The organism is Ardenticatenales bacterium, from assembly GCA_020634515.1.
Taxonomy (GTDB): domain Bacteria; phylum Chloroflexota; class Anaerolineae; order Promineifilales; family Promineifilaceae; genus JAGVTM01.
This window is the reverse complement of record JACKBL010000004.1, coordinates 442048-465370: the sequence shown is the minus strand read 5'-3', so window position 1 is coordinate 465370 and position 23323 is coordinate 442048. Positions and strand designations below refer to the sequence as shown.

The following is a 23323-nucleotide window of genomic DNA, read 5'->3' as shown; positions in this document are numbered from 1 at the left end:
AATAATCAACTGTCGGCTTCTTTCGCGGGAGGAAATAGGCGAGCGAGGTTCTGCGGAATCCGCCCCACGTAGGTCAACACCAGCCGTTGCCCGGCGCGGGTGAGCGCCATGTACAGTTTGCGCGTGTTATCGCGAATCAATTCGGTTCGCTCTTCATCGGATAAGCGAATACTCTGCTCGCGCTCATACAACTCATGCGCCCCCATGAGAAACACAATAGGGCTTTCCAGACCGGTGGCCGCATTCAGGGAACAAACCCGAACCTGGTTTTCCGATTTGCCCTTACCTGGATCAATGGCGGTATTTGCCCCAAAAACCTTGTTCAGGCGCACAATGATGTGCCCGATTTCCTGGCGGCTGGCATGAATGATCAGAATGTCTCGCCAGGGGATGCCGTTTTTGCGTAGCAGGCGTATTTCATTGATAACGCGCGTCACTTCATCTTGTTCCGTGGTGAGCGGAATGATGACAGGGATCGCCCCATGGGGCATATCTTCCATGCTGGGCGGCACAATATCATCCGCGTCATCGGGCAATCGGGTACGGTATAGGAGTGTGGCAAAATCCAGGATTTCGTGGGTGGTGCGGTAACTTTTGTATAGGCGGTGTACTCGTCCGCGCACTTCCAAACCACTGGACAGCCAGGATTGACCCCGTTTCAAGAATCCCTGGCTGGTATCGGCCACCAGGAAGAGATGCCCTACGTCTGGGGTGAGGACGCGCTTGATGATTTCAAACCAGAGTGGGGCAAAAAACTGCGCTTCGTCCACGAGGATAACGTCATAGCGAGGCAACGCTACTGCTCCGCTGTGCCAATAGCGCCATAATTGCCGGGGAACATCGCCCCAATCCATTTGTTGCCGATGCCGCAAAGCCTGGTGATAGCTTTCCATGGCCTGGTAGAGACGCAGGCGCATGGACTCGCCTAAAGCAAAACCGCGCCCACCGCGGTCCGCGGCCAGATAATCTTCCTGACTAAAGAGCAGCCGGTCTTTATACCAATCAATTTCATCCAGCAGCATTTGTTCGGAAACAGCCGTCCCGCGTAAATGCCTGTGCCAGATTTGTGTCGCCAGGTCGAGGCGGTCACGATAACGGATAAGTCGGTGCCAGGTCCTTTCGTCGGGCCAGTAGCGACGACACCAGCCCATGAAGGTGTACATTTCGACGCTTTTGTCGCCGTCGCTGAGCCGGGCATAACGGCGGCGCAAGTCGTGAATGAGGGCGCGATTGTGGGTGAGAATGAGGATGCGCTTGTGGGGGAATAGCTGGCGCAGGATGTGGGCGCGGTAGATGACGATGAGGGATTTGCCGCTGCCGGCAACGCCGTTGACGAGGCGAAGTCCGAAATCTTTGGCTGTATGCTTGCCAACATCGGGCAAGTCCAGGTCCAGTTTGAGCGCATATTCCTGGTCATAATCCAGCAGATAATCAGACAGTTGGGCTTCCGTATAGCGTTCAAGAGGTGGGCGCACGGTAAAGGATGCGGGAATGACGACTTCCGGCGTGAAGTGAGCGCGGATGTGGTTGATTTGTGCCGGCATCAGCGGCTCCGACAAACGCTCAAACACCCATTGATGCCAGCGCTCCGGCGTCAAATGCTCTTTACTCACCCAAAACGTTCGGGTATTCGCCGGCCTCATCCCGTCCAAATGCCGTTGCATGAGATTGGGGAAAAGAATGGCCGCGGGAATTCCCAACCCTTTGGCCGCGCTCTCCAGGAACAAGGACAGCAGTTCCTCCTCCCGCGCCCCAATAGACACTTGCGCGCCGTGAAACAAATCCGGTTGTTGCGCTCGCTGGGCCTCTTGCGGCGTTGCCGTGGAAACGGCCAGGAAGAATGCCCGGTTATCCCGTAGCAACCAAAAGTGCGGTCCTGGTCCGTGTAATGCCGGCAATCGCTGTGATACAACATAATCATCCGGCAGTCGCTTCAACACATTAAACAGACGAATAACCTCCGCCGATGAACCCTGTATCGGCGTTCCCGGAACAAGCTGAGCCATCTGATCATCCTACCTTTTGCCCGTGCCCATCACCACTCACTCTCCCATACCTGGGGAGAAATATCCTGGGTCAGGGGAATATATTTGCAGCTTGTCAGCAAATCGTCCAACAAATCCACCATGGCGGCAAACGCGGCATCGAATGGTTGCGCATTCAACACAAAGCGGCTGCCAACAATAATCAGCTTATAGCGCGGGCGCGTGATCGCGACATTCAGGCGCTCCGGCTGAAAAAAGAACTCGGCCACATTAGCGGCAAAACCCGGATTAGACGTGGTCAAGGAGAGAATAATCAGGTCCCGCTCCTGGCCTTGCATACGCTCAACCGTATCCACAACAAGCTGGCGACGAATGGCCGGTTCGGGCACGTAGGCGCGCAACATATTGCGTAGCAGGCGACCCTGCGCCCGGTAAGGAGCCACCACGCCGATTTCCGCCGCCGGCGTGCCGCACGCTAGCAACGTCGTAATTAAATCAACCACCGCGGACGCTTCCTGATGACAGTAAGTTGTATGATTATGGTGCCCCAGGTCCCAAAACACTTTCGGTTCGTGGGGAGCGAGTACATCATCCAGGCGGCGGGGTGGCGCATGGTACTGGATACGTCCTCCCGCGGCCTGTGGGGCCGACGTCAGTAAACCATCGTAGAATTGGCGGCTGGGCCAACCGGCTAAGGCATCATTTAAGCGATAGGTCTCGGTCAGCATCGTGTCAAAATTGCCATCCACGAGCGTCCCAAAAACGGATTCGCGGAAGGCGCCGCCCGTCATGCGCGTGGTCAAAACGGGCGGCAACTGCTTCTGATCGCCAAAGAAAACATATTTCTGACCGGCTAACATTCCCATAATCGCCAGTGGAAGCGTGATCTGGCTCGCCTCGTCGAAAATAATGGTATCAAAAGCAACGCCGCCCAATCGTCTGGTACGCGTGGCGAATGGCGTCGCGCCGACAATGTAGCCGCCGCCTTCATCGGCCAAAGGGGACTCGTGAAACGTCTCGTAGTTTTTTACGCGCAGGTCGTCCGCGCGCGTGGGATCGCCAACCTTGATTGCCGGCACGCCAGGATTAAAACGAGCGATAGCATTAAGCGCGTTGTTGATAGCCCGATGAGTAAAAGCGCAAACCAACACCCGCTCCCCGTTCTGGACCAACGCCCGTGCCAACGTCGCTAAAACACGGGTCTTGCCCGTGCCTGGCGGTCCCTGCACCAGGTAAGCGAGATCCGTGGCATACGCATTCGCCAGGGCTTCACTTTGGCTCCAATTAAGCGCCCGTTCCTCCCCTAACGCTAATCCGTGAGCGTACAAAACAGGATCGATGTCCGGCTGAACACGCTGCATAAGCAAGGGGAGAATTCGCTCTCGCCCCACGCGCGTATCCCCCGCTTCCACCAACGCGCTAATGATGTAGCTACTCAAATCAACGAACCCGATGTCCAACGTCCACGGCTCTTGATGCGCCGAGAGTTGGTCCCACGCTACGGGCAGTTCAGAGGAAACAATAAGTTTTGTTTCTTCATCTTCATCAAGGGTGAGCATGGGATTGCCGGCAAAAAACGGATCATCATGACTCAAGCACAGCACATCCCCCGGACGGAAACGGGAAACATTGCGCGGACAGGTCAGTTCCACCTTTCCATCCGTGCGTATCTCGCTGACACGCACGCCTTCAATCGCATACCCATCGGCGACACGTGTCGAGAGAGGCTTCCTCCATTGATCAGATATTTGCTGCCGCTGAGCTTCCGTCTCCGTCAACACCAGATCACGCAGCCCCTCGAGAAAATGACGCATTTCCGCGTCAGCAGTGGAGAGTAAATGGTTCATCTAAAGAACTCCATCTGTAGACATGCCCTTGCCCGGTTTATTCGCACCTACTCGTACGCCTTCGCGGACGCTGTTATGAAGGTAAATGGCTTGAATGACGAGAGGTTTTCGGCGAAAAACTGCGCATCCGGGTAGGTTTTAGGGACATTCGTGAATAATCGCCTCTATTTTATGTCACGTATTCTATCGATTGTCCGCGCAAATCAGTAATTTTCCAAACCGCTCGTGGTCCGATTTACCAAACAAGAAACCAAACAGCCACAAAATCTTTAAGGTTTATCCCCCTTTTGACCCACCCCTTCCTCTCCAGGCAAGGTTTCCGCAATCTCCAACTCGCTATATACTTGAGGTATCATTTCCTCCATTACGGAACGAGTATTAGATGCATCGGGGGAAATACTCGCGATCTTTCCCCCCCCGGCGCGGAATATAGAGCGCGCGCGCTTCGGCAAACAATGCGCGCAGGCGTAGGTCTGGCGCTTCCTCCTGAGCAGTCGTATGAGCGAGCAATCCCCACGCCCCTTCTACCACTTTTCCCTTCTGGGAGAACTGGAAATTACCAAAGTAATCCCAGAAGGGAGCATACGCATCCCCCCTCCTCCCCATCGCACCCACACATTGCTGTTGGGCTTGCTCCTGCGCCCACGCCCATTGGCCCGTGAGCGACTCGCCGGCTGGCTGTTCCCGGATTTGCCGGAAAAGACGGGGCGACAACGCCTGAGTGACTTGCTCTGGGTGGTGCGCAAAGCGCTGCCTGACCTGCCCCTGCAAACCAGCAATAAAGATGTGCTCCTCCCCGCCGATGCCCGGTGGTTGGATGTGGAAGCATTCCAAAAATACGCCGCTCAGGATGATCCGCCCAATTGGCTCGCTGCCATCAATCTCTACAAGGGACCCCTGCTAACGAACGGGCTGGGTGGCTGGCTCAACGAAGAAAGCGAATCGCTCTATTTGCAATACATCCGTCTGTTGCACCGCTGCGTGAGCCACCTGGCGCAAAACCAGCAATTTGAGGCTGCGCTGCACCTGGCGCAGCGGCTGATTCAGGAGGAGCCTTACGACGAAAAAGCGCTGCGGCTGCTCATGCGCGCCCACCACGCTCTGGGGCAGCGGGGCGCGGCCCTGGCTGCCTACGAGCATTTCGTCGTCCTGATCCAGGAGGAACTGAAGATCGAGCCGGAACCGGCCACGCAAGAACTGGCCCAGGCTATCCAGACGGCCGCCATTACTTTGCGCAGCGCGCCAACCATTACGGTGGATGCCTCGCCAGAATCGTTGCTGCAACAGGCACGATTGGCCCTGGACCGGGCCTATCGTTCCGCGGTGGAGACGTGCTTACAACGTTTGGGGACATTGCTGCCGGCATGTACCAACCAACATTCGCCTCTATGTACTGCATACAAGCTGTTGCAAGTAGACCTGGCCCTGTTATATGACGAATACGACACGGCCGGCCGCGTGCTGGCAACCTGCGACGCGGCCCAACCCGCCGTGATGGCCCGCCAGGCGCGGCTGGATTATTTCGCCGGGCGTTCGGAGCAGGCGCATGATCGCGCGGAACAGGCGCTGCTCTGCGCCTATGAGACGGGCAATCAACAGGATCAGTTAGAGGCGCTGCTGGTGCTGGCGCGGGTGCAATGGGGGTTGAGCAAGGGGACGCAGGCGTTGGTAAGCGTGGAGCAGGCGTTGATATTGGCGCGGCAGTTTGGAATGCCGGCATCTATCGCCCGCGCCCGTCTCATTCAAGGCTTCACCCTCATCCACCAGGGACGACAAAACGAAGCCACCCGCTGCTTCCATGAAGTCCTCTCCCTGGCCCATGAACACGACCTGCAAGCCCACCGCGGCGAAGCGTGGCACGGATTGGGCATCATCCTCTCCAACCAGGGGCGCCTCCTGGAAGCGGAAAAATATAGCAAAAAAGCCCTGCAAACATGGCGCGACCTGGGCATGCGTAGCGAAGAAGCCCGCGTGCTGCAAACCCTGGCCATGCACGATTCCCAACTCGGTCGCAATGTGGAAGGGCTGCGACTGCTGGCCCAGGCGCGGACCATCTACACGCAAATCGGCAGCCGCTTCTGGCTCGCCTATAACCAGTATTGCCAGGCCTCCCTCCTGCAAAGCTACGATGATAGTCTCCTCCCCGATTCCATCCAGGTGGCCTCCGCCGCGCTAAATACGTTCCGAGAATTGAAGATGCCCGGCTGGGAAGCCGCCACGCTCACCATCCTCGGCTACTCCCTCTGGTTGACGGAACAACACCAGCAGGCCCTGACCACGCTGCGCCAGGCATATCGCATCCAGAGCGATGTGGGCGATGTCCTCTACCTGCCGGAAGTGCTGCTGATCCAGGGGCTGGCGCATCTCGGATTGGGGCAAAAAGCACAGGCTCTAGACTGTACGCGGCGGGCGCTGCTGGCGCTGGCGCAAGGGGCTGCCGACCAGCAATATGCTTCCAGCATCTACTACGCCCATGCCGTCGTGCTGGAAGCGTTAGGACAAAAACAGGAGGCGCACGATTACTTCAAACGCGGCTACAAGAGCCTGTTGCAAGACGCGGCCCAACTTCAGGATGAACCAGCGCGCGAGGCGTTCTTTCACCGAGACCCCATTGTACGCCGGCTCATGGAAGAGGCGCACATTCGGGACATTGCGCCGCCGCCGACGGCCAGCGTGGTCACACGCCTGATGCCGGCACTTACCGGCGCGCGCCTCATCCCCGTCCACCTCACCCTGGATGCCGGCCCCGCCGACGCCGCCATCAGGCAGTCACAGGGCAAAGTCGCTCTGCGGCGCGCACGGCTGGCCCGCATCCTCCAAGAAGCCGAATCCCAGGGAGCCGACCCCACGGCTGCCGATATCGCCCAACTGCTCGACGTCAGCAAACGCACCGTACAGCGTGACCAGGCATTTTTACAACAATCCCCGTGAGGTCGCCTCGAGCAGGACTTTCTTCCTACTTGGATCATCCACGCGCCAGTTTGTCATGGAAAAAGACAAGTTTGTGGGCAATTCACGACACTTACACGATAATTCGGTGCTAAACTGGTACGAGCGTATGAAATAAACTCTGCGTTGCCTTTATCACGGGTGAGAATGCTGCCGGCATTTCCCCACCACAAACTGTTTGCATAACTGATGAAAGTGATTGCAGCACAACGGCCCTGCCTGGTGTAACATTTGTTGCACTTTTTTGCTTTTAGGTACCAGAGGCGGGGCCGCGAAGCCCCCCATCACAACTGCTTTGTTCTTTCATCCGTTAGCAATGACGAAGCAAACCCCTCGTTGTAACAAAAAAGGAATTGCACATGTCTAGAAAATTGTTCCGTATTACCCTCCTTATTATGCTGGTAGGTGCCGGCATTTGGGCTGTTGTTCGTGCAACACAACTCAAATCCGAAACCATCGCCCGCCAGGAAGCCGTCCAGGCATTAGCCCCCGGCCAAAATCGGACCGGAGCCATCGCCGATAGCGATGCCGCCGCCGATGAAATCGTCCGCGGCACCTCCGCGGCCCCCGTTGTCGTGGACATCAACAGCGTACCCCACCGCGCCAGCGACGTGGACCGCATGTACGAAGAGTACATCAACGGCGAACGTGAAATCGAAGCCAACGAAGGCCCGTTTTCCGAAAGCATTTTCGCGGCTCAGGTCGCCGAATCCCTGCGCCTCGGCGTAGACAAAACCGTGCAGAACTACGATGGCAACCAGGCCAATGGCTCCCTCCTCACCGGAGCCAGCTTCAAATCCATCGACTACACCCAGTCGCAGCAAGGCGTCCCCCCCGATCCCGAACTGATGGTCGGCACAAACCACGTCGTCGTGAGCGTCAACACCAGCTTCGCCGTCTACAATAAAAGCGGCCAGCAGCTCATCGCCCCCACCCTCTTTGACGACTTCTGGAATGGCAACTGCGGCACGGGCAGCAACAATATGGTGCTGTTCGACCCCTTCTCCACCTACGACGAATCCGCCCACCGCTACGTCCTCGGCATCACCGGCTACGACTCCGCCGTCAACGGCGGCAACAACGGCTGGGCCTGTATCGCCGTCTCCCAAACTGATAGCGCCACCGGCAACTGGAACCTCTACTCCTTTGATGGCAACCCCGGGGCGGGCACGGACTATTTCCTCGATTATCCGCACATTGGCACAGGGCAGCAGGCGCTCTATCTTGCCGCCAACATGTTTGGCACGTTCGCTTTCGTCCGCAACCACGTTTTTGCCTTCGACAAGAACGCCATGTACAACGGGCAAACGGCCAACTTCGCCAAAGTCAACGTCGCCAGCACCTACTTTAACCTCTCCCCCGCCGACCTGAAAGCGTACAACTTCGGCGGCTGGCCCACCAACCCCAACGAACCCCACTACTTCGTGGAAGCCAAAAACGGCAACTCCAACCTGCTGCGCGTTTTCGCCTTCTCCGATCCCTGGGGATCTCCCGCCGTCAACCTCGTCGCCACCCTCACCGTCAACAGCTACAGTCAGCCCATCAGCCAACCCCAGGCCGGCACAACGGCCAAACTCCAGGCCAACGACGACCGCATTCTGGACGTAGAATATGTCGGCGGTCGCCTCTGGGCCAACCACGCCATCGCCTGCAATCCGGGCGGCGGCAGCGTTGACTGCCTCCGCTGGTACGAAATCAACACCAACAACGGTGGCACGCCCTCTCTCGTGCAGCAAGGCACCTTCTCCAGCGCCGGCGACTATCGCAGTTTCCCCGACCTGGCCGTGGACGCCTGCGGTGACATGCTCATCGGCTACACCAAGACCAATTCCAGCATCTACCCCGGTGTCTACGTGGCCGGGCGCGAAGCGAGCGACCCCAGCGGTCAGCTCAAATCCGAAACCACCCAGCACGCCGGCGAAGCCTACTACACCGCCTACGACCCCCAACCGCACCGCTGGGGCGACTACACCGGCATGACCCTCGACCCCGATGGCAAGACCTTCTGGTATCTGGGCGAATATTCCCGTAATCAGGCCACCGCGCGCTGGTCCACCTGGGTCGGCTCATACAGTTGGTCAAGCTGCAACCCCAACGGCGGCCCCACGCCCACCCCGCCTCCTGGCCCCACGCCCACGCCTCCCCCTGGCCCCACCCCCACCCCACCGCCCGGTGGCTGCACCGATCTGATCCAGAACGGCGACTTTGAACTGGGCCAGCAGGTCTGGATTGAGCAATCTTCCCACAACTACACCCTCATCTGCGCTGACGGCGCCTGCGGCAACAACGTGCCCCCGCACAGCGGCACCTATCTGGCCTGGCTCGGCGGTGGCAACAATGAAACCTCCGTCCTGGTGCAACCGTGGCGCGCCGTGCCCGCCGGGCAACCCGCCACCCTCAACTTCTACAACTACGTCAGTTCCACCGACGCCTGCGGCTACGACAAGGCAGCCGTCCTGGCGAAGCGGCAATCCGGCGGCGGGTTCAACCTGCTCACCTACATCCCCTTGTGCAGCAGCAACAACTCCACGGATTGGGTACTCGAATCCATTGACATGAGCGCCTACGCGGGCGACTCCGTCATGCTCGTCTTCTACACGGTCACGGACGGCACGCTATCCAGCAGTTGGTTCGTGGACGACGTCAGCCTGCTCACCGGCAACAGTTGCGTCGCTTCCCCGGCATCGCCCGCCATGAACCAGACGCTTTCCACGCTGGACCTCAACGGCATCGGTAACACCAGCGATGCCAAGCCCATGTCCCCATCCAACCCCATTAACGAACGCAACTAGCTATTGTAGGCGATCAAGCAGGGGCGCGGCTTCGCCGCGCCCCTGTTTCTCCCTATAGTAAAAGGAGGAATCCATAAGCAACTATCCGTGTCTCTGCTTCTCGTCGGGTGATCGTCTGGCGTAGTCCTGACCAGATGGCAGACCCCAGAGCACGTAGAGAAGTTGTCCGTCCGAATTCTTAATAACCTAACAGGCGGTAAAAATGTTTCGAAGGATTTCGCGTTTTGCGTTACTGTTCTTGTTCATAGGTGCCGGCATTTGGCTGGTCCTACGCGCAAGCACCCTAACCCGTGAAACTGTCACCCGACAGGATGCCATCCAGGCGCTTGCGCCAGGGCGGCAAGGCAGCGGCGCCGTCGCCGCCACCGATACCAGCCAGGACATCACCATCATCAAAGGCGCCCCCGTCGCCCCGGCGGCCGTCGTGAACATGATGGACGTCCCCAGCGGTCCCGCCACAGTGGACCGCCTCTACGACGCTTATCTGCAAGGGGAAGCCGACCTGGAAATGAACGAAGGCCCCGTCAGCGAAGCCGTCTACGAAGCCCTCGTGGAAGAATCGCGGCGTCAGGGCGTGGACAAAACCGTCCAGAACTACGACATCAACACCCCTCAGGGAACCCTCAACCCCGGCGTTGGCTTCAAAGCCATCGACTACACCCAATCCCAACAAGGCGTCCCCCCCGACCCAGACATCATGGTGGGGCGTGACCACATCGTCGTCGGCGTCAACACCAGCTTCCAAATCTTCAACAAAAGCGGCGTCAGCCTCGTCGGTCCCACCCTCTACGCCAGCTTCTGGGGGTCCAACTGCGGCACCGGCAGCGGCGTCGTCATGTTCGACCCCTGGTCCGGCTACGACGAAGCCGCCGGACGCTACGTCATGGGCATCACCGCCTACGACCCCGGCGTCAACGGTGGCGACAACGGCTACGCCTGTATCGCCGTCTCCCAGACCGACAGCGCCACCGGCAACTGGTGGCTCTACTCCTTCGATGGCAACCCCGGCGGCGGCACGGATTACTTCTTCGACTACCCACACCTGGGCATCGGCCAAAACGCCCTCTACCTGGGCGCCAACATGTTCGGCGCTTCCTTCGTCCGCAATCATATCTTCGCCTTCGACAAGAACGCCATGTACAACGGCCAATCGGCCAACTCCGTGAAGATCAACGTCGGTTCCGCCAACTTCACCATCCAGCCCGCCAAGATAAAAGGGTACGCCACCGGCGGCTGGCCCACCAACCCCAACGAACCGCACTACTTCATCGACGCCCAATACGGCAACAACCAGAACACCCTCACCGTCTGGCAGTTCACCGACCCCTTTGGCTCCCCCTCCTTCACCCAGGCGGGAACCGTCACCGTCAACAGCTACAGCCTCCCCGTCAGCCAGCCGCAACTCGGCTCCTCGGGACAGATGCAGGGCAACGACGACCGCTTGCTGGACGTGGAATACTGGGGCGGCAAACTGTGGGCCACGCACGCCATCGGCTGCAACCCCGGTGGCGGCACGGTCAACTGCGTGCGCTGGTATGAAATCAACATCGCCGGCGGCACGCCCAGCCTGGTGCAACAGGGCACCTTCTCCAGTGCCGGCATTTATCGCAGCTTCCCCGACCTCGGCGTCAACGCCTGCGGCGACATGCTCGTCGGCTACAGCATGATGAGCAGCTCCATGTACCCCAGCATCTACGTCGCCGGACGCGAGGCGGGCGACCCCCTCGGCCAGTTGAAGAGCGAAACGCTCATGAAATCGGGCGAAGACTACTACACCGCCTACGACTCCAGCCCCCGTCGCTGGGGCGACTACACCGGCCTGGCCCTCGACCCAGACGGCATCACCTTCTGGTATCTGGGCGAATACTCCCGCAACCAGGCCACCGCCCGCTGGTCCACCTGGGTCGGCTCCTTCACCTGGTCCGCCTGCAGCGTCGGCCCCACGCCCACCCCCACCGCCGGCCCCTCCCCCACGCCGATTCCACCCACGCCCACCCCTGGCCCCATTTCCTGCACCACCTACCCCAGCACCGACGTACCCAAGGTAATTTCCTCCTCCGGCACGCCCACCGTCACCTCCATCGTCAACGTGGCCGCCAGCGGCACGATTGCCGACGTGAATGTGTTGGGCCTCAACGGAACCCATACCTGGATCAATGACCTGGACTTCAATCTGCAGAGTCCTGCCGGCACAACCGTGCAAATCATGGCCCGCTCCTGCAGCAGCGAAGACAACTTCAACCTCAGCCTCGACGACGAAGCCGCCCCCGGCTCCTGGCCCTGCCCCCCCACCGATGGCGGAACCTACCAGCCCAGCAACCCCCTCTCCGCCTTCGACGGCCAAAACAGCAGCGGCACCTGGACCCTGATCATCCACGACAACGCCAACCTCGACGGCGGCAGCCTCAACGGCTGGAGCCTGGAAGTCTGCGTCGAAGGCGCGGGCGGTCCCACCCCCACCCCCACCAGCGTCCCGCCCACACCTACGGCCACCGGCGTGCCGCCTACCGCCACCAACACCCCCATCCCCCCCACCCCCACCCCGATTCCTCCCACCCCCACACCCAATCCTGGCGGGAACGACATTATTTATGTCAGTTCCACAACCAATGGCAGCGCGGGCGGCGTTTCCTTTGCTGACGAAGACATACTTAGCTACGATACGGGTAGTGGTACGTGGGCCATGGTTTTTGACGGCTCTGACGTTGGCATGACCGTGGACGCAGATGCGTTTGCCTTCCTGCCGGACGGCTCTCTACTCATCAGCCCCAATGTGGCCGCGACGATTGCCGGCATCTCCACCGACGATTCCGACATCCTGCTGTTCACCCCCACCTCGCTCGGCTCGAATACCGCCGGCTCCTTCTCCATGTACTTCGACGGGTCCGACGTCGATCTGACGACCAGCGGCGAGGATGTCGATGCCGTATACGTGCAGGCCAATGGCAGCCTGATCGTCAGCACGTCTGGCAGCTTTAGCGTCAGCGGCGCCTCGGGTCGGGATGAAGATTTGTTGTTGTTCACACCCACCGGTCTGGGCGCGAACACGTCCGGTACGTGGAGCCTTTACTTCGACGGCTCCGATGTTGGTCTCACTGACAGCAGTGAAGATGTGTATGGCGTCTGGGTTGACGCCAATGGCGACATCTACTTGACAACCGCCGGTGCGTTTGCGGTGACGGGCGTCAGCGGTGATGGCGCGGACATCTTCGTCTGCGCGCCCGGTTCGCTGGGCAGCAATACTTCTTGCGTCTTTGGCCCCGGTCTCTACTGGGACGGTTCGGCCAACGGCTACAGCGGTGAGATCATAGATGCCATGACCATCAGATGACCGTCATCAGACTAATGACGACCATCAAATCGTGTCGCCAAAAGCGCAGCTAGTTGTTGTCCCAGGTATTGTTCGATATGCTTGAGGGCATGGAAAAAAGGGGGCTGGTCTTATCCAGGCCAGCCCTCTTCTCTCTCCGTAAAACATTCGACCCAAGTAACTATTCACGACCACTTTCCCGGGTGACTATACAGGTCATCTGCCCAGATTGGACCAATTTGCTCTGGTTGAATCTTATTGATGTCTACAAAATTGGTCCAATCTCTCGGAGACGTGAATAGTTACTTTCCCGGAAGCTATTTTGATGGGCAATGACTCGAATGACGAGACGCATTGGGCTTGAAATCGGGCTTCCGGGAAGATGTCTTGGGACACACACCTCTGAAGCCGAATAGTCATTGACCCCAAACAATTGATAGGAGCGCCTATAAGTACCATATAAAGATGCCGGCACCTTCAACGTAATTCGCAGCCGTCTTTTTGCGGTCAATCAATCTTTTTCTTGTTTGATCACATCGCAACCTAAATCCTTTTTCAACCTAACAGGTGAGACAATGCTTCGAAAGATATCGCGTTTTGCGTTACTGTTCTTGTTCATAGGTGCCGGCATTTGGCTGGTCCTACGCGCAAGCACCCTAACCCGTGAAACTGTCACCCGACAGGATGCCATCCAGGCGCTCGCGCCAGGGCGGCAAGGCAGCGGCGCCGTCGCCGCCACCGATACCAGCCAGGACATCACCATCATCAAAGGCGCCCCCGTCGCCCCGGCGGCCGTCGTGAACATGATGGACGTCCCCAGCGGTCCCGCCACAGTGGACCGCCTCTACGACGCTTATCTGCAAGGGGAAGCCGACCTGGAAATGAACGAAGGCCCCGTCAGCGAAGCCGTCTACGAAGCCCTCGTGGAAGAATCGCGGCGTCAGGGCGTGGACAAAACCGTCCAGAACTACGACATCAACACCCCTCAGGGAACCCTCAACCCCGGCGTTGGCTTCAAAGCCATCGACTACACCCAATCCCAACAAGGCGTCCCCCCCGACCCAGACATCATGGTGGGGCGTGACCACATCGTCGTCGGCGTCAACACCAGCTTCCAAATCTTCAACAAAAGCGGCGTCAGCCTCGTCGGTCCCACCCTCTACGCCAGCTTCTGGGGGTCCAACTGCGGCACCGGCAGCGGCGTCGTCATGTTCGACCCCTGGTCCGGCTACGACGAAGCCGCCGGACGCTACGTCATGGGCATCACCGCCTACGACCCCGGCGTCAACGGTGGCGACAACGGCTACGCCTGTATCGCCGTCTCCCAGACCGACAGCGCCACCGGCAACTGGTGGCTCTACTCCTTCGATGGCAACCCCGGCGGCGGCACGGATTACTTCTTCGACTACCCACACCTGGGCATCGGCCAAAACGCCCTCTACCTGGGCGCCAACATGTTCGGCGCTTCCTTCGTCCGCAATCATATCTTCGCCTTCGACAAGAACGCCATGTACAACGGCCAATCGGCCAACTCCGTGAAGATCAACGTCGGTTCCGCCAACTTCACCATCCAGCCCGCCAAGATAAAAGGGTACGCCACCGGCGGCTGGCCCACCAACCCCAACGAACCGCACTACTTCATCGACGCCCAATACGGCAACAACCAGAACACCCTCACCGTCTGGCAGTTCACCGACCCCTTTGGCTCCCCCTCCTTCACCCAGGCGGGAACCGTCACCGTCAACAGCTACAGCCTCCCCGTCAGCCAGCCGCAACTCGGCTCCTCGGGACAGATGCAGGGCAACGACGACCGCTTGCTGGACGTGGAATACTGGGGCGGCAAACTGTGGGCCACGCACGCCATCGGCTGCAACCCCGGTGGCGGCACGGTCAACTGCGTGCGCTGGTATGAAATCAACATCGCCGGCGGCACGCCCAGCCTGGTGCAACAGGGCACCTTCTCCAGTGCCGGCATTTATCGCAGCTTCCCCGACCTCGGCGTCAACGCCTGCGGCGACATGCTCGTCGGCTACAGCATGATGAGCAGCTCCATGTACCCCAGCATCTACGTCGCCGGACGCGAGGCGGGCGACCCCCTCGGCCAGTTGAAGAGCGAAACGCTCATGAAATCGGGCGAAGACTACTACACCGCCTACGACTCCAGCCCCCGTCGCTGGGGCGACTACACCGGCCTGGCCCTCGACCCAGACGGCATCACCTTCTGGTATCTGGGCGAATACTCCCGCAACCAGGCCACCGCCCGCTGGTCCACCTGGGTCGGCTCCTTCACCTGGTCCGCCTGCAGCGTCGGCCCCACGCCCACCCCCACCGCCGGCCCCTCCCCCACGCCGATTCCACCCACGCCCACCCCTGGCCCCATTTCCTGCACCACCTACCCCAGCACCGACGTACCCAAGGTAATTTCCTCCTCCGGCACGCCCACCGTCACCTCCATCGTCAACGTGGCCGCCAGCGGCACGATTGCCGACGTGAATGTGTTGGGCCTCAACGGAACCCATACCTGGATCAATGACCTGGACTTCAATCTGCAGAGTCCTGCCGGCACAACCGTGCAAATCATGGCCCGCTCCTGCAGCAGCGAAGACAACTTCAACCTCAGCCTCGACGACGAAGCCGCCCCCGGCTCCTGGCCCTGCCCCCCCACCGATGGCGGAACCTACCAGCCCAGCAACCCCCTCTCCGCCTTCGACGGCCAAAACAGCAGCGGCACCTGGACCCTGATCATCCACGACAACGCCAACCTCGACGGCGGCAGCCTCAACGGCTGGAGCCTGGAAGTCTGCGTCGAAGGCGCGGGCGGTCCCACCCCCACCCCCACCAGCGTCCCGCCCACACCCACCAACACCCCCGTCCCCCCCACACCCACCCCGATTCCTCCCACCCCCACACCCAATCCTGGCGGCGGTGAAACGATCTACGTCAGTTCCACTACGAACGGAAACGCTGGCGGCGTTGCTTTCAACGACGAGGACATCATCAGCTATGACACCAACAGCGGCACCTGGGCCATGGTCTTTGATGGCTCTGATGTCGGCCTCACGGGCGATGTCAATGCGTTCGCTTTCCTGTCCGATGGCTCCTTGCTCCTGAGCATTGATGGCACGGCCACCCTCAGCGGCGTCGCCGTGGATGACTCCGACATCGTGCGGTTCGTTCCCACATCGCTGGGGACAAACACGGCCGGCACCTTCTCCATGTACTTCGATGGCTCCGACGTCGGGTTGTCCACCAGCAGTGAGGACATTGACGCCCTGCAGGTCCTATCTGACGGCAGTCTCATCGTCAGCTTTACCGGCAGCTACAGCGTCACCGGCGCGTCTGGCGTGGATGAAGACCTGGCGCGCTTTGTGCCCACCAGCCTGGGAGACAATACGGCAGGAACCTGGAGCATCTACTTCGACGGTTCCGACGTGGGTCTCAACACCGCTTCCAGCGAAGATACCAATGGCCTGTGGATTGACAGCACCAACGGCGACCTCTACCTGACGACCGTTGGGGTCTTCTCCGTCACCGGCGTCAGTGGCGATGGCGCGGACCTCTTTGTCTGCCATCCGATCACGTTGGGCAGCACCACTTCCTGCAACTTCGGACCTGGCCTCTATTGGGACGGCTCGGTCTACGGCTTTGCCGGCGAAGTCATGGACGCGGTGGAAATCGTCCGCTAATGCCCCTTGCGCGTCACGGCTGCTCTGACCGGTAGCCGGGCGCAGCCCATGAATGACAAAAGGGACTGGCTTTTGGCGAGCCAGTCCCTTTTTTTGTGCCCTAATGCCGAGGGAAGCGGTGCAAAGTAACCGTTCGAAAATAACTTCACACTTTTTACGGATGGTTACTGACAAGCTGTCCGCACATTTCCCCTAACTTAATTGCGGACAGCCACAAATGGATTGCCGGCATAAATCACGGTGTGGTATCTGGCAAAGGAATCACAATAGCGTCATTGGATACGGCGGGCGTGACCGGCAGGCGCGTGCCGGCAGGCCAACTGTACATGCCAATTTCCAGGTGTAGGGGGTGTTGAATGCCGGCATTCACCCCCAACACATAATGGTCCGTCACCACTTCACCCGGCGTCCAGCACCAGGTAGGAAGTTGTGGCGGGCGATCTTGCTGGCTTACCGTCTGGTTCCGTCCGTCCAGCAGATGCACAAACACCAGTTCATCCGCATACACCCAACCCAACGAACGCCAGTAAAGAGTCAAGTCCACCGCGTCCGCCTGTCGCGTCACATTGTAGCCCTGCAACGCAATACCATCTCCCAGGCGATAGTCAAGCGGCAGACTGGACATGGGCAGGCGTGTCTGCCGTTCGGGCGCAGCCGCGCCGCGAGGCGGTCCAGACAGAAAACAGCCGGTGACGACCGCCTGCAATCCAAAAACCACAAATACCAGATAAAGCACCCAGCGGCGTGGCGCGGCCGGCATATCCGCGTCAGGGGCCTGATAGCCCGTCCCCGGTTCACAGATGGGCGGCCATCCGCCAATCCGCGCCAGTGTCGCCACGCCCGCCAGCATCCCCGGCACGGCCAGGAACAGCCACAGGCGACCCGTTTCCGCGCGCACCTGCCCGGAAGCGTTCAGCAGAAGCAGGAACAGGGACCATCCCAAGAGCCACACATCGCCCGCCTGATGCCGCCGCCGCAAAACGCGCCACAAGGACCAGCCGCCGCCGCCGAGTGCCAGCAGCAACCAGGGCAGTCCCATGAAAATGCCGGCATCGTACAGGTTGAAGAGCAGCCAGACGGGATAAGTAATGCGAATGTCCGCATGGATGCCCTGCCCGACGGCCAGGATGTCCAAACCGGAAACGCCCCAAATGAACCAGACCGCCAGCCAGAGCGCAAGGAGAGCCGCGCCCATGGCGGCGTTGATGCCCACCCAGCGGCGGACGCCGGGCCACGTAGGCTGGCGCAAGGCAATGTAGAGGATGAGGAAGAAATTGATGAAAACGATGTTGATGAGGACGCCGATGCTGAAAAGGGAGATGAACGCCATGACGCCCCCCAACCCTACCGCGGGCCACCACGCCCGCCGTCCCGGCCGCATCAACGCTTCCACCGCCAGCCACAACACCACCAGCGTCACCAGCGCATAGAGCACGTCAATGTAAGCCTGAAAAACGAGAAAGCCAGGGATGAGGGGATAGGCCACCAGTGCCAACCGCGCCACGGCGGGCGAAAAAAAGCGGCGCGCCAACCCAAAGAGCGGGATCGCCCCCAGGCCGCTGAGAAAGACCAGGCTCATTTGCAAGGTGGCGCTGGCAATTTGCGCCCGCGACATGTCGTGAAAATTGTACGCCGTGCAGTCGTAGCGCAGCAGCCACTGCCCCACGCGATCCGCCACTGTGGGGAACCGCTCCCAAACGCGCCAGGCCGCCCAAAACGCCAGCGACCAGCCGAATGGCTGCGTGCGTTGATGCACGCCCAGGTAAGTGGGCATGTTCTCCACATGCTCGCGGATGTAGGTATTGGGGTCGCTTATGCGCACGCCATCGTAGAAAAAGCCCAGCTTGGGCAACGTGGTGGTGAGGAAGGCCACGGAGAGGGGCTGTACGCGGTGCTGCGCGGCGATCACAAGCTGCGCGGTGGGCGTAAAGAGGATGGACCAGAGGAGCAGAAGCCCGATCTGGCGGCGGCTCCAGGTGGCGCGTCGGCGCGTGACCCAGGCCAGCGCCAACAGCCAGATGACGGCCAGGCCCAGCAGCAGCGCCAGCCGCGTTCCCGTGAGGGTGGGGGTAAAGCGCCCCCACTGCCAGGATACGCCGCGCAGCCAGGATGGTCGATCCTGGATGAGGGCCACGACGTACCATAATGTGCTGCCAGCAATGGCCATAACGGTGGCGAACCGGAGAGAGAATGTCCTAAATTTCTTGCGCATGGTATGAAAACGGCGCACCTGCTGGCGACGCGCGGCTACGCTGATGAGCTGTCTTTTTTGCGGGAAACGCGCGGAATCCGGTGCGACTCATGACGAGTCGCACCAGCCTATTTTACTCTCTCTCTCTCCCATTCGGCTACCGGCGCCGCGCGTCTGCCCCGCGCTTTTCAGATTGGTTCATTCTTGGAGAATGAACCAATCTTGGGAATAACCGGATGGCGCGCCGTCAATAAGCACGCCACGCACCCGCTGTAAACGGGTGCGCGGGGTTTTTGTTGACACCGTCATTTTTGTGGGGCGAATACTGTTCCGCGCCAGGGCGCTTTGCGCCCCGCGCGGGGAAATTTACGGGGTTTTTCTGGCGTCGCCAGGCGCGCAGCGCCGAGGCGACGCCCTCGACTCGGGCGGAAACAACTTGTGTTCCCCGAATTTCTGTGAGAGGCAATGGGCTTATGGGTTATCAACAAAAGTTCCACGCACCCGCTGTAAACTGCTGTATTGACGAGATTTGACGGGATCGAGTAAACTATATTCATACCTTCTGCCCCTGCTACAAGAGGTTCCAGGTGTGATGCGTTTTCTCCGCCGTGTTCTGGTGTATCCAATAGCCAGTTCCATCGGCAGCCAGCAACGGATCATACACCTCACATTTCCCTTTTCATTTTAGCCCCAAAAGCGGAACCTATGATCCCCGAGATTGACAGACGGCTAATAGAATGGATTGGAAACGTCGTCGGTGACGTGACCATATCCCTGGCCGCGCCACGGGATCAGGAAGAGGGAAGCGGCGTCTCGCTTTACTTGCTGCAATTGTCCAGCACGCCGCCGGCCAGCACTTCACACGTGACCCCGCTGCAATTCACGCTGCACTATCTGGTGACAACCTGGAGCGATGAGCCGGAAACGGCGCATCAACTGCTGGGCGATTTAACGCTGGCGGCGCTGGATAACGCGGAGATGGAGGTGGACTTGACGCCGCCGGTGCCGGAGATGTGGCTGGCGCTGCGGATGTTGCCGCGTCCGGCGTTTGTGCTGCGCGTGTTGGTACGGAAGCCGCGCCCCGACCCGGATGTGCGCTATGTGACACAGCCGCTGGTGTTGCGGGCGGGGCCGAGCGTGGCGTTTGTGGGGCAGGTGTTGGGGCCGGAAGATGTGCCTATCGTGGGAGCGCGTGTGGAGTGCGCGGCGTTGAATTTGACGGCGATTACGGATGGTCAGGGGCGGTTTCGGTTCGCGGCAGTGCCGGCAAATCTCCCCCTCCGCCTCCTCGTCAAAGCCAAAAGACGCCAGACCCAAATCATCACCGGCCCGGCCGCGGACGGGCAGCCCTGTATCATTCGCATGGAACTCCCGTGAAAACGGGAAACAGTCAACGACAAACGTACAACGCGCTAATCCCTGTTTTATTCGCGTTTTTCCACGTCCCTTTTTTGAAGGCATGGACGAGTTCGAGACTCGTCCTACAAGGGTGTTTTCGTAAGGAGAATAATCATGATCTATAACGCGCCAGGCATTTACGTTAAGGAGGTTCCCAGCGGGGCACGCCCAATCCAGGCGGTGGGGACCAGCACGGCAGCTTTTGTGGGCGTGGCCCCCGACCCGAAAGCGCCGCGAGATAGAGCCATTCCCATCAACAACTGGACGGAGTTTGTGCGTACATTTGCCGGCAACGACAACCCGGACAGCACACATTTATCGCAAGCGGTGTATGGCTTTTTCCTGAACGGGGGGTCGCGCTGCTATGTCGTCGCCGTGGAGAAGGACAAGCCGATTGTGGGCGCGGCCAAAAAACGGGCGGGACTCGATTTGTTGGCGCAGGTCGATGAGGTGGCCATTGTGGCCGCCCCTGGCTATACGGATGCCGATTCCTATGACGCGCTGCTCTCGCATTGCGAAGAGATGAAGGATCGGGTGGCGGTGCTGGATAGTCCGGCAATGGTGGAAGACGTGGCCGACCTGACGCAGGTGGCTGCGCCGACGGCGGAGGGAGCCGCGGCAGGAAAAGGTCGCCGCCCGCGCCAGTCGAAAGGGGGATACGGCGCGGCCTACTATCCCTGGCTGGTGGTGCGGGATGCGTTCGCGCCATCGCGCCAGATCAGCACACCCCCTTCGGGGTACGTTGCCGGCATTTGGGCACGCAGCGACGCCACCCGAGGAGTCCATAAAGCGCCCGCCAACGAAATCGTACGCGGCGCGCTCAATGTCACCCACATTCTCACACGAGATGAGCGGGCAGTCCTCAATCCTGCCGGCATCAACGTCATCCACTTCCTCCCGCAACAAGGCGTCACCGTCTGGGGCGCGCGCACCGTGGACGACGGCAGCAGCGAATGGCGCTACCTGAACGTGCGCCGCCTGTTCAACATGATCGAAGAGTCCATCGCCACCAGCACCCGCTGGATCGTCTTCGAGCCAAACGACCAGACGCTGTGGAAATCTATCCGGCGCGACATCAACGCCTTCCTCACCCGCGTCTGGCGCGATGGAGCGTTAATGGGACGCACGCCCGACGAAGCATTTTTTGTCAAGTGTGATGAGGAAACCAACCCACGCGAGAATATCGATGCCGGCATTGTCACCACCCTCATCGGCATCGCCCCCGTCAAACCCGCGGAATTTATCGTCTTCCGTATCAGCCAATACGAAGGCGGTACGGAAACCGAAACTGAAGGAGGCCGCTAATGCCCGAGGAAACAGGCGCTCAACCAGGAACCTTTGTCGAACCCTACCGCTCCTATAACTTCAAACTGGAAATTGACGGCATCACCGCCGGGCACTTCACCGAATGCAGCGGCCTCGGCGCCAAAGTAGAAGTCATCAAATACCGCGAAGCCGGGCAAAGCCAGATCGTCCACACCCTCCCCGGTCCCGTAGACTACGCCTTCGTCACCCTGCGCTACGGCGTCACCGTCTCCCGCGAACTGTGGGACTGGTTCCTCCGCTCCGTCGAAGGGCAGGCCGAACGCAAAAACGTCTCCATCATCATGCTAGACAGCGCCGGTGTGCAAGAAGTCATGCGCTGGAACCTGCTGGACGCCTGGCCGTACGAGTGGCGCGGCGCGCCCCTGGACGCCCTCGCCCGTACCGTGGCCATCGAATCCGTTCACCTGGCCTTCAACCGCCTGGAGCGCGGCTGATCCGCGAACTTTCCCAGAAGCGCGATCTCAGGCCCAACCGGAGATTGGACCAATTTCACCAGAGAAAATTGGTCCAATCTGGCCTGGCCGTTACGTTTCCGTCCCGCTCCTTCAAACTGATGCTGCAATTCGAGTCTTATTTCAGCACCAGCCCTTAGCCGCGGAACCACTTCCGGGAAGATGGTCGTAAATAGAAACGATGAATGAACCAAACTGGTACCGCCGCCTGACCGAGGCAGTGGGCAGAGGACTGGTACGTCTGGGTCGGCGGCTGATCCCCGACGACAAGGCCCCACGGGCAACAGACGCGCCGCCACAACTGTCACCCGACTTCTGGCGGCAGCCGCGCCCGCCCGCGCACTGGCTGGCCCTGCTGCAGCAGAGCCAGATTCCCCTGCAATGGGTGGGGACGGATGCGGATGCCCCCCCAGCCGACGCCGCCGTGACCGCCGTGGCCGCGCCAGACACCACCCCCACGCGCCCGCCCGCGCCGCCGCCCGGTCCCCCGGCCTACGTCCCCACGGCATCCACCCCCCCAACGCCCCCCGCGCCGTTTGCCCCGGCGACTTCTCCGCCAACACCCGACGCGCTCGTTTACGGTCCGCCCGCCCGCGCGCCCATGCGCCTCCGCCCCACGCGCGCGCCGCATCAACTCGTCTCGCCGCCGCCCGCCCCCCACGACCCGCCGCCCCCGCCCGACGCACCGCCGGAACCGGTCTACGCCGCGCCCGCCGCGACCAGGGGAGAAACCTCGCTCCAGACGACGCGCCCCGCGCCGCCATCTGGCACGCCCGCGCTCACCATTGCCCCCCCTGCGTCGCCACAACCCGCGCCCGCACCGCGCTTCGCCCCACTGCCCGCCTTACGTCCCGTGCCTGGGGCTGTTTACGCCGCCTCGCCGTTGCCGCCCGCGCCCAGGCCGAATTTTGCGCCGACGGCCATGCCGGCATCACCCCCGCCCCCACCCGCGACCTACCCCTCTCCCGCGCCTCCACAACCGGAGCATCTTGCGCCGCCACCTCCGCCCGCGCCACGAACGGCCACCGCGCCCACCGCGCGTCCCGCCTACCCGTCCCGCTCCACGCCCACGCCCCCCACCGTGGCGGAGACTGTTCCGGGAATTTATCCTCCTTTGTCTTCCTCGTCTTCTTTTGCTGACTACGCGAAGTTATCTGCTTCTGCCGCCCCTTCTGTCGTCCCTACGGTCGTCTCTCCTGACTATGCGAAATTATCGGAAGAGGAACCGTCGTCCGTGCCGGCATTTGCCACAACCGAAGCAGAGCGGTGGCCGTCGCTGCTGCCCCTGGAGCAATTGGACCATGTGCCCACGTCTGCGCCGGCGGAGCGAGCGCGAAAGCAACGGCGTCGGTTGGATGAGGAACAGTTGGGAATCATGAATGGATGA

The 23323-nt window shown here is 60.5% G+C and carries 11 protein-coding genes; 8 read left to right on the top strand and 3 right to left on the bottom strand.

Annotated elements, in window-relative coordinates; genetic code table 11:
- Nucleotides 1–5: 5 nt before the first annotated feature.
- Nucleotides 6–2006, bottom strand: coding sequence for a DEAD/DEAH box helicase (locus tag H6650_13460; GenBank protein ID MCB8953010.1), 2001 nt, complete (start codon nt 2004–2006; stop codon nt 6–8).
- Between the two features lie 29 nt (nt 2007–2035).
- Nucleotides 2036–3832 (bottom strand): AAA family ATPase, encoded by a 1797-nt coding sequence (locus tag H6650_13455; protein ID MCB8953009.1) that lies wholly within the window; start codon nt 3830–3832, stop codon nt 2036–2038.
- Nucleotides 3833–4330: 498 nt separating this feature from the next.
- Between H6650_13455 and H6650_13450 the strand changes: the two genes are divergently transcribed.
- From H6650_13450 to H6650_13435, 4 genes are all read left to right on the top strand, one after another.
- Complete coding sequence (locus H6650_13450) at nt 4331–6763, top strand: tetratricopeptide repeat protein (protein MCB8953008.1); 2433 nt, start codon at nt 4331–4333, stop codon at nt 6761–6763.
- A 377-nt stretch (nt 6764–7140) separates the two neighbouring features.
- Nucleotides 7141–9573, top strand: a complete 2433-nt coding sequence (locus tag H6650_13445; GenBank protein ID MCB8953007.1) for a hypothetical protein — start codon at nt 7141–7143, stop codon at nt 9571–9573.
- Between the two features lie 202 nt (nt 9574–9775).
- Complete coding sequence (locus H6650_13440) at nt 9776–12904, top strand: proprotein convertase P-domain-containing protein (protein ID MCB8953006.1); 3129 nt, start codon at nt 9776–9778, stop codon at nt 12902–12904.
- Between the two features lie 554 nt (nt 12905–13458).
- Nucleotides 13459–16569 (top strand): proprotein convertase P-domain-containing protein, encoded by a 3111-nt coding sequence (locus H6650_13435; protein ID MCB8953005.1) that lies wholly within the window; start codon nt 13459–13461, stop codon nt 16567–16569.
- Between the two features lie 235 nt (nt 16570–16804).
- Here H6650_13435 and H6650_13430 read toward each other — a convergent pair whose 3' ends face one another.
- Nucleotides 16805–18781 carry a hypothetical protein gene (locus H6650_13430; GenBank protein ID MCB8953004.1) on the bottom strand — a complete coding sequence of 659 codons (1977 nt, stop codon included), beginning with the start codon at nt 18779–18781 and terminating at the stop codon, nt 16805–16807.
- Nucleotides 18782–19465: 684 nt separating this feature from the next.
- Between H6650_13430 and H6650_13425 the strand changes: the two genes are divergently transcribed.
- From H6650_13425 to H6650_13410, 4 genes are all read left to right on the top strand, one after another.
- On the top strand, nt 19466–20137 hold the full coding sequence (locus H6650_13425) for a DUF4255 domain-containing protein (protein ID MCB8953003.1): 672 nt from the start codon (nt 19466–19468) through the stop codon (nt 20135–20137).
- 132 nt (nt 20138–20269) lie between these two features.
- On the top strand, nt 20270–21463 hold the full coding sequence (locus H6650_13420) for a phage tail sheath family protein (protein ID MCB8953002.1): 1194 nt from the start codon (nt 20270–20272) through the stop codon (nt 21461–21463).
- Nucleotides 21463–21918 carry a phage tail protein gene (locus H6650_13415; protein ID MCB8953001.1) on the top strand — a complete coding sequence of 152 codons (456 nt, stop codon included), beginning with the start codon at nt 21463–21465 and terminating at the stop codon, nt 21916–21918. The genes H6650_13420 and H6650_13415 overlap by 1 nt, the downstream gene beginning before the upstream one ends.
- A 199-nt stretch (nt 21919–22117) precedes the next feature.
- The gene (locus H6650_13410; GenBank protein ID MCB8953000.1) at nt 22118–23323 is read left to right on the top strand and encodes a hypothetical protein; all 1206 of its coding nucleotides are present in this window, start codon (nt 22118–22120) and stop codon (nt 23321–23323) included.

Coding starts and splice junctions, on each gene's coding strand:
- H6650_13445 (MCB8953007.1), top strand. CDS start 7,141: ATGTCTAGAAAATTGTTCCGTATTACCCTCCTTATTATGCTGGTAGGT.
- H6650_13430 (MCB8953004.1), bottom strand. CDS start 18,781: ATGCGCAAGAAATTTAGGACATTCTCTCTCCGGTTCGCCACCGTTATG.
- H6650_13455 (MCB8953009.1), bottom strand. CDS start 3,832: ATGAACCATTTACTCTCCACTGCTGACGCGGAAATGCGTCATTTTCTC.
- H6650_13435 (MCB8953005.1), top strand. CDS start 13,459: ATGCTTCGAAAGATATCGCGTTTTGCGTTACTGTTCTTGTTCATAGGT.
- H6650_13425 (MCB8953003.1), top strand. CDS start 19,466: ATGATCCCCGAGATTGACAGACGGCTAATAGAATGGATTGGAAACGTC.
- H6650_13460 (MCB8953010.1), bottom strand. CDS start 2,006: ATGGCTCAGCTTGTTCCGGGAACGCCGATACAGGGTTCATCGGCGGAG.
- H6650_13415 (MCB8953001.1), top strand. CDS start 21,463: ATGCCCGAGGAAACAGGCGCTCAACCAGGAACCTTTGTCGAACCCTAC.
- H6650_13410 (MCB8953000.1), top strand. CDS start 22,118: ATGAATGAACCAAACTGGTACCGCCGCCTGACCGAGGCAGTGGGCAGA.
- H6650_13450 (MCB8953008.1), top strand. CDS start 4,331: ATGAGCGAGCAATCCCCACGCCCCTTCTACCACTTTTCCCTTCTGGGA.
- H6650_13440 (MCB8953006.1), top strand. CDS start 9,776: ATGTTTCGAAGGATTTCGCGTTTTGCGTTACTGTTCTTGTTCATAGGT.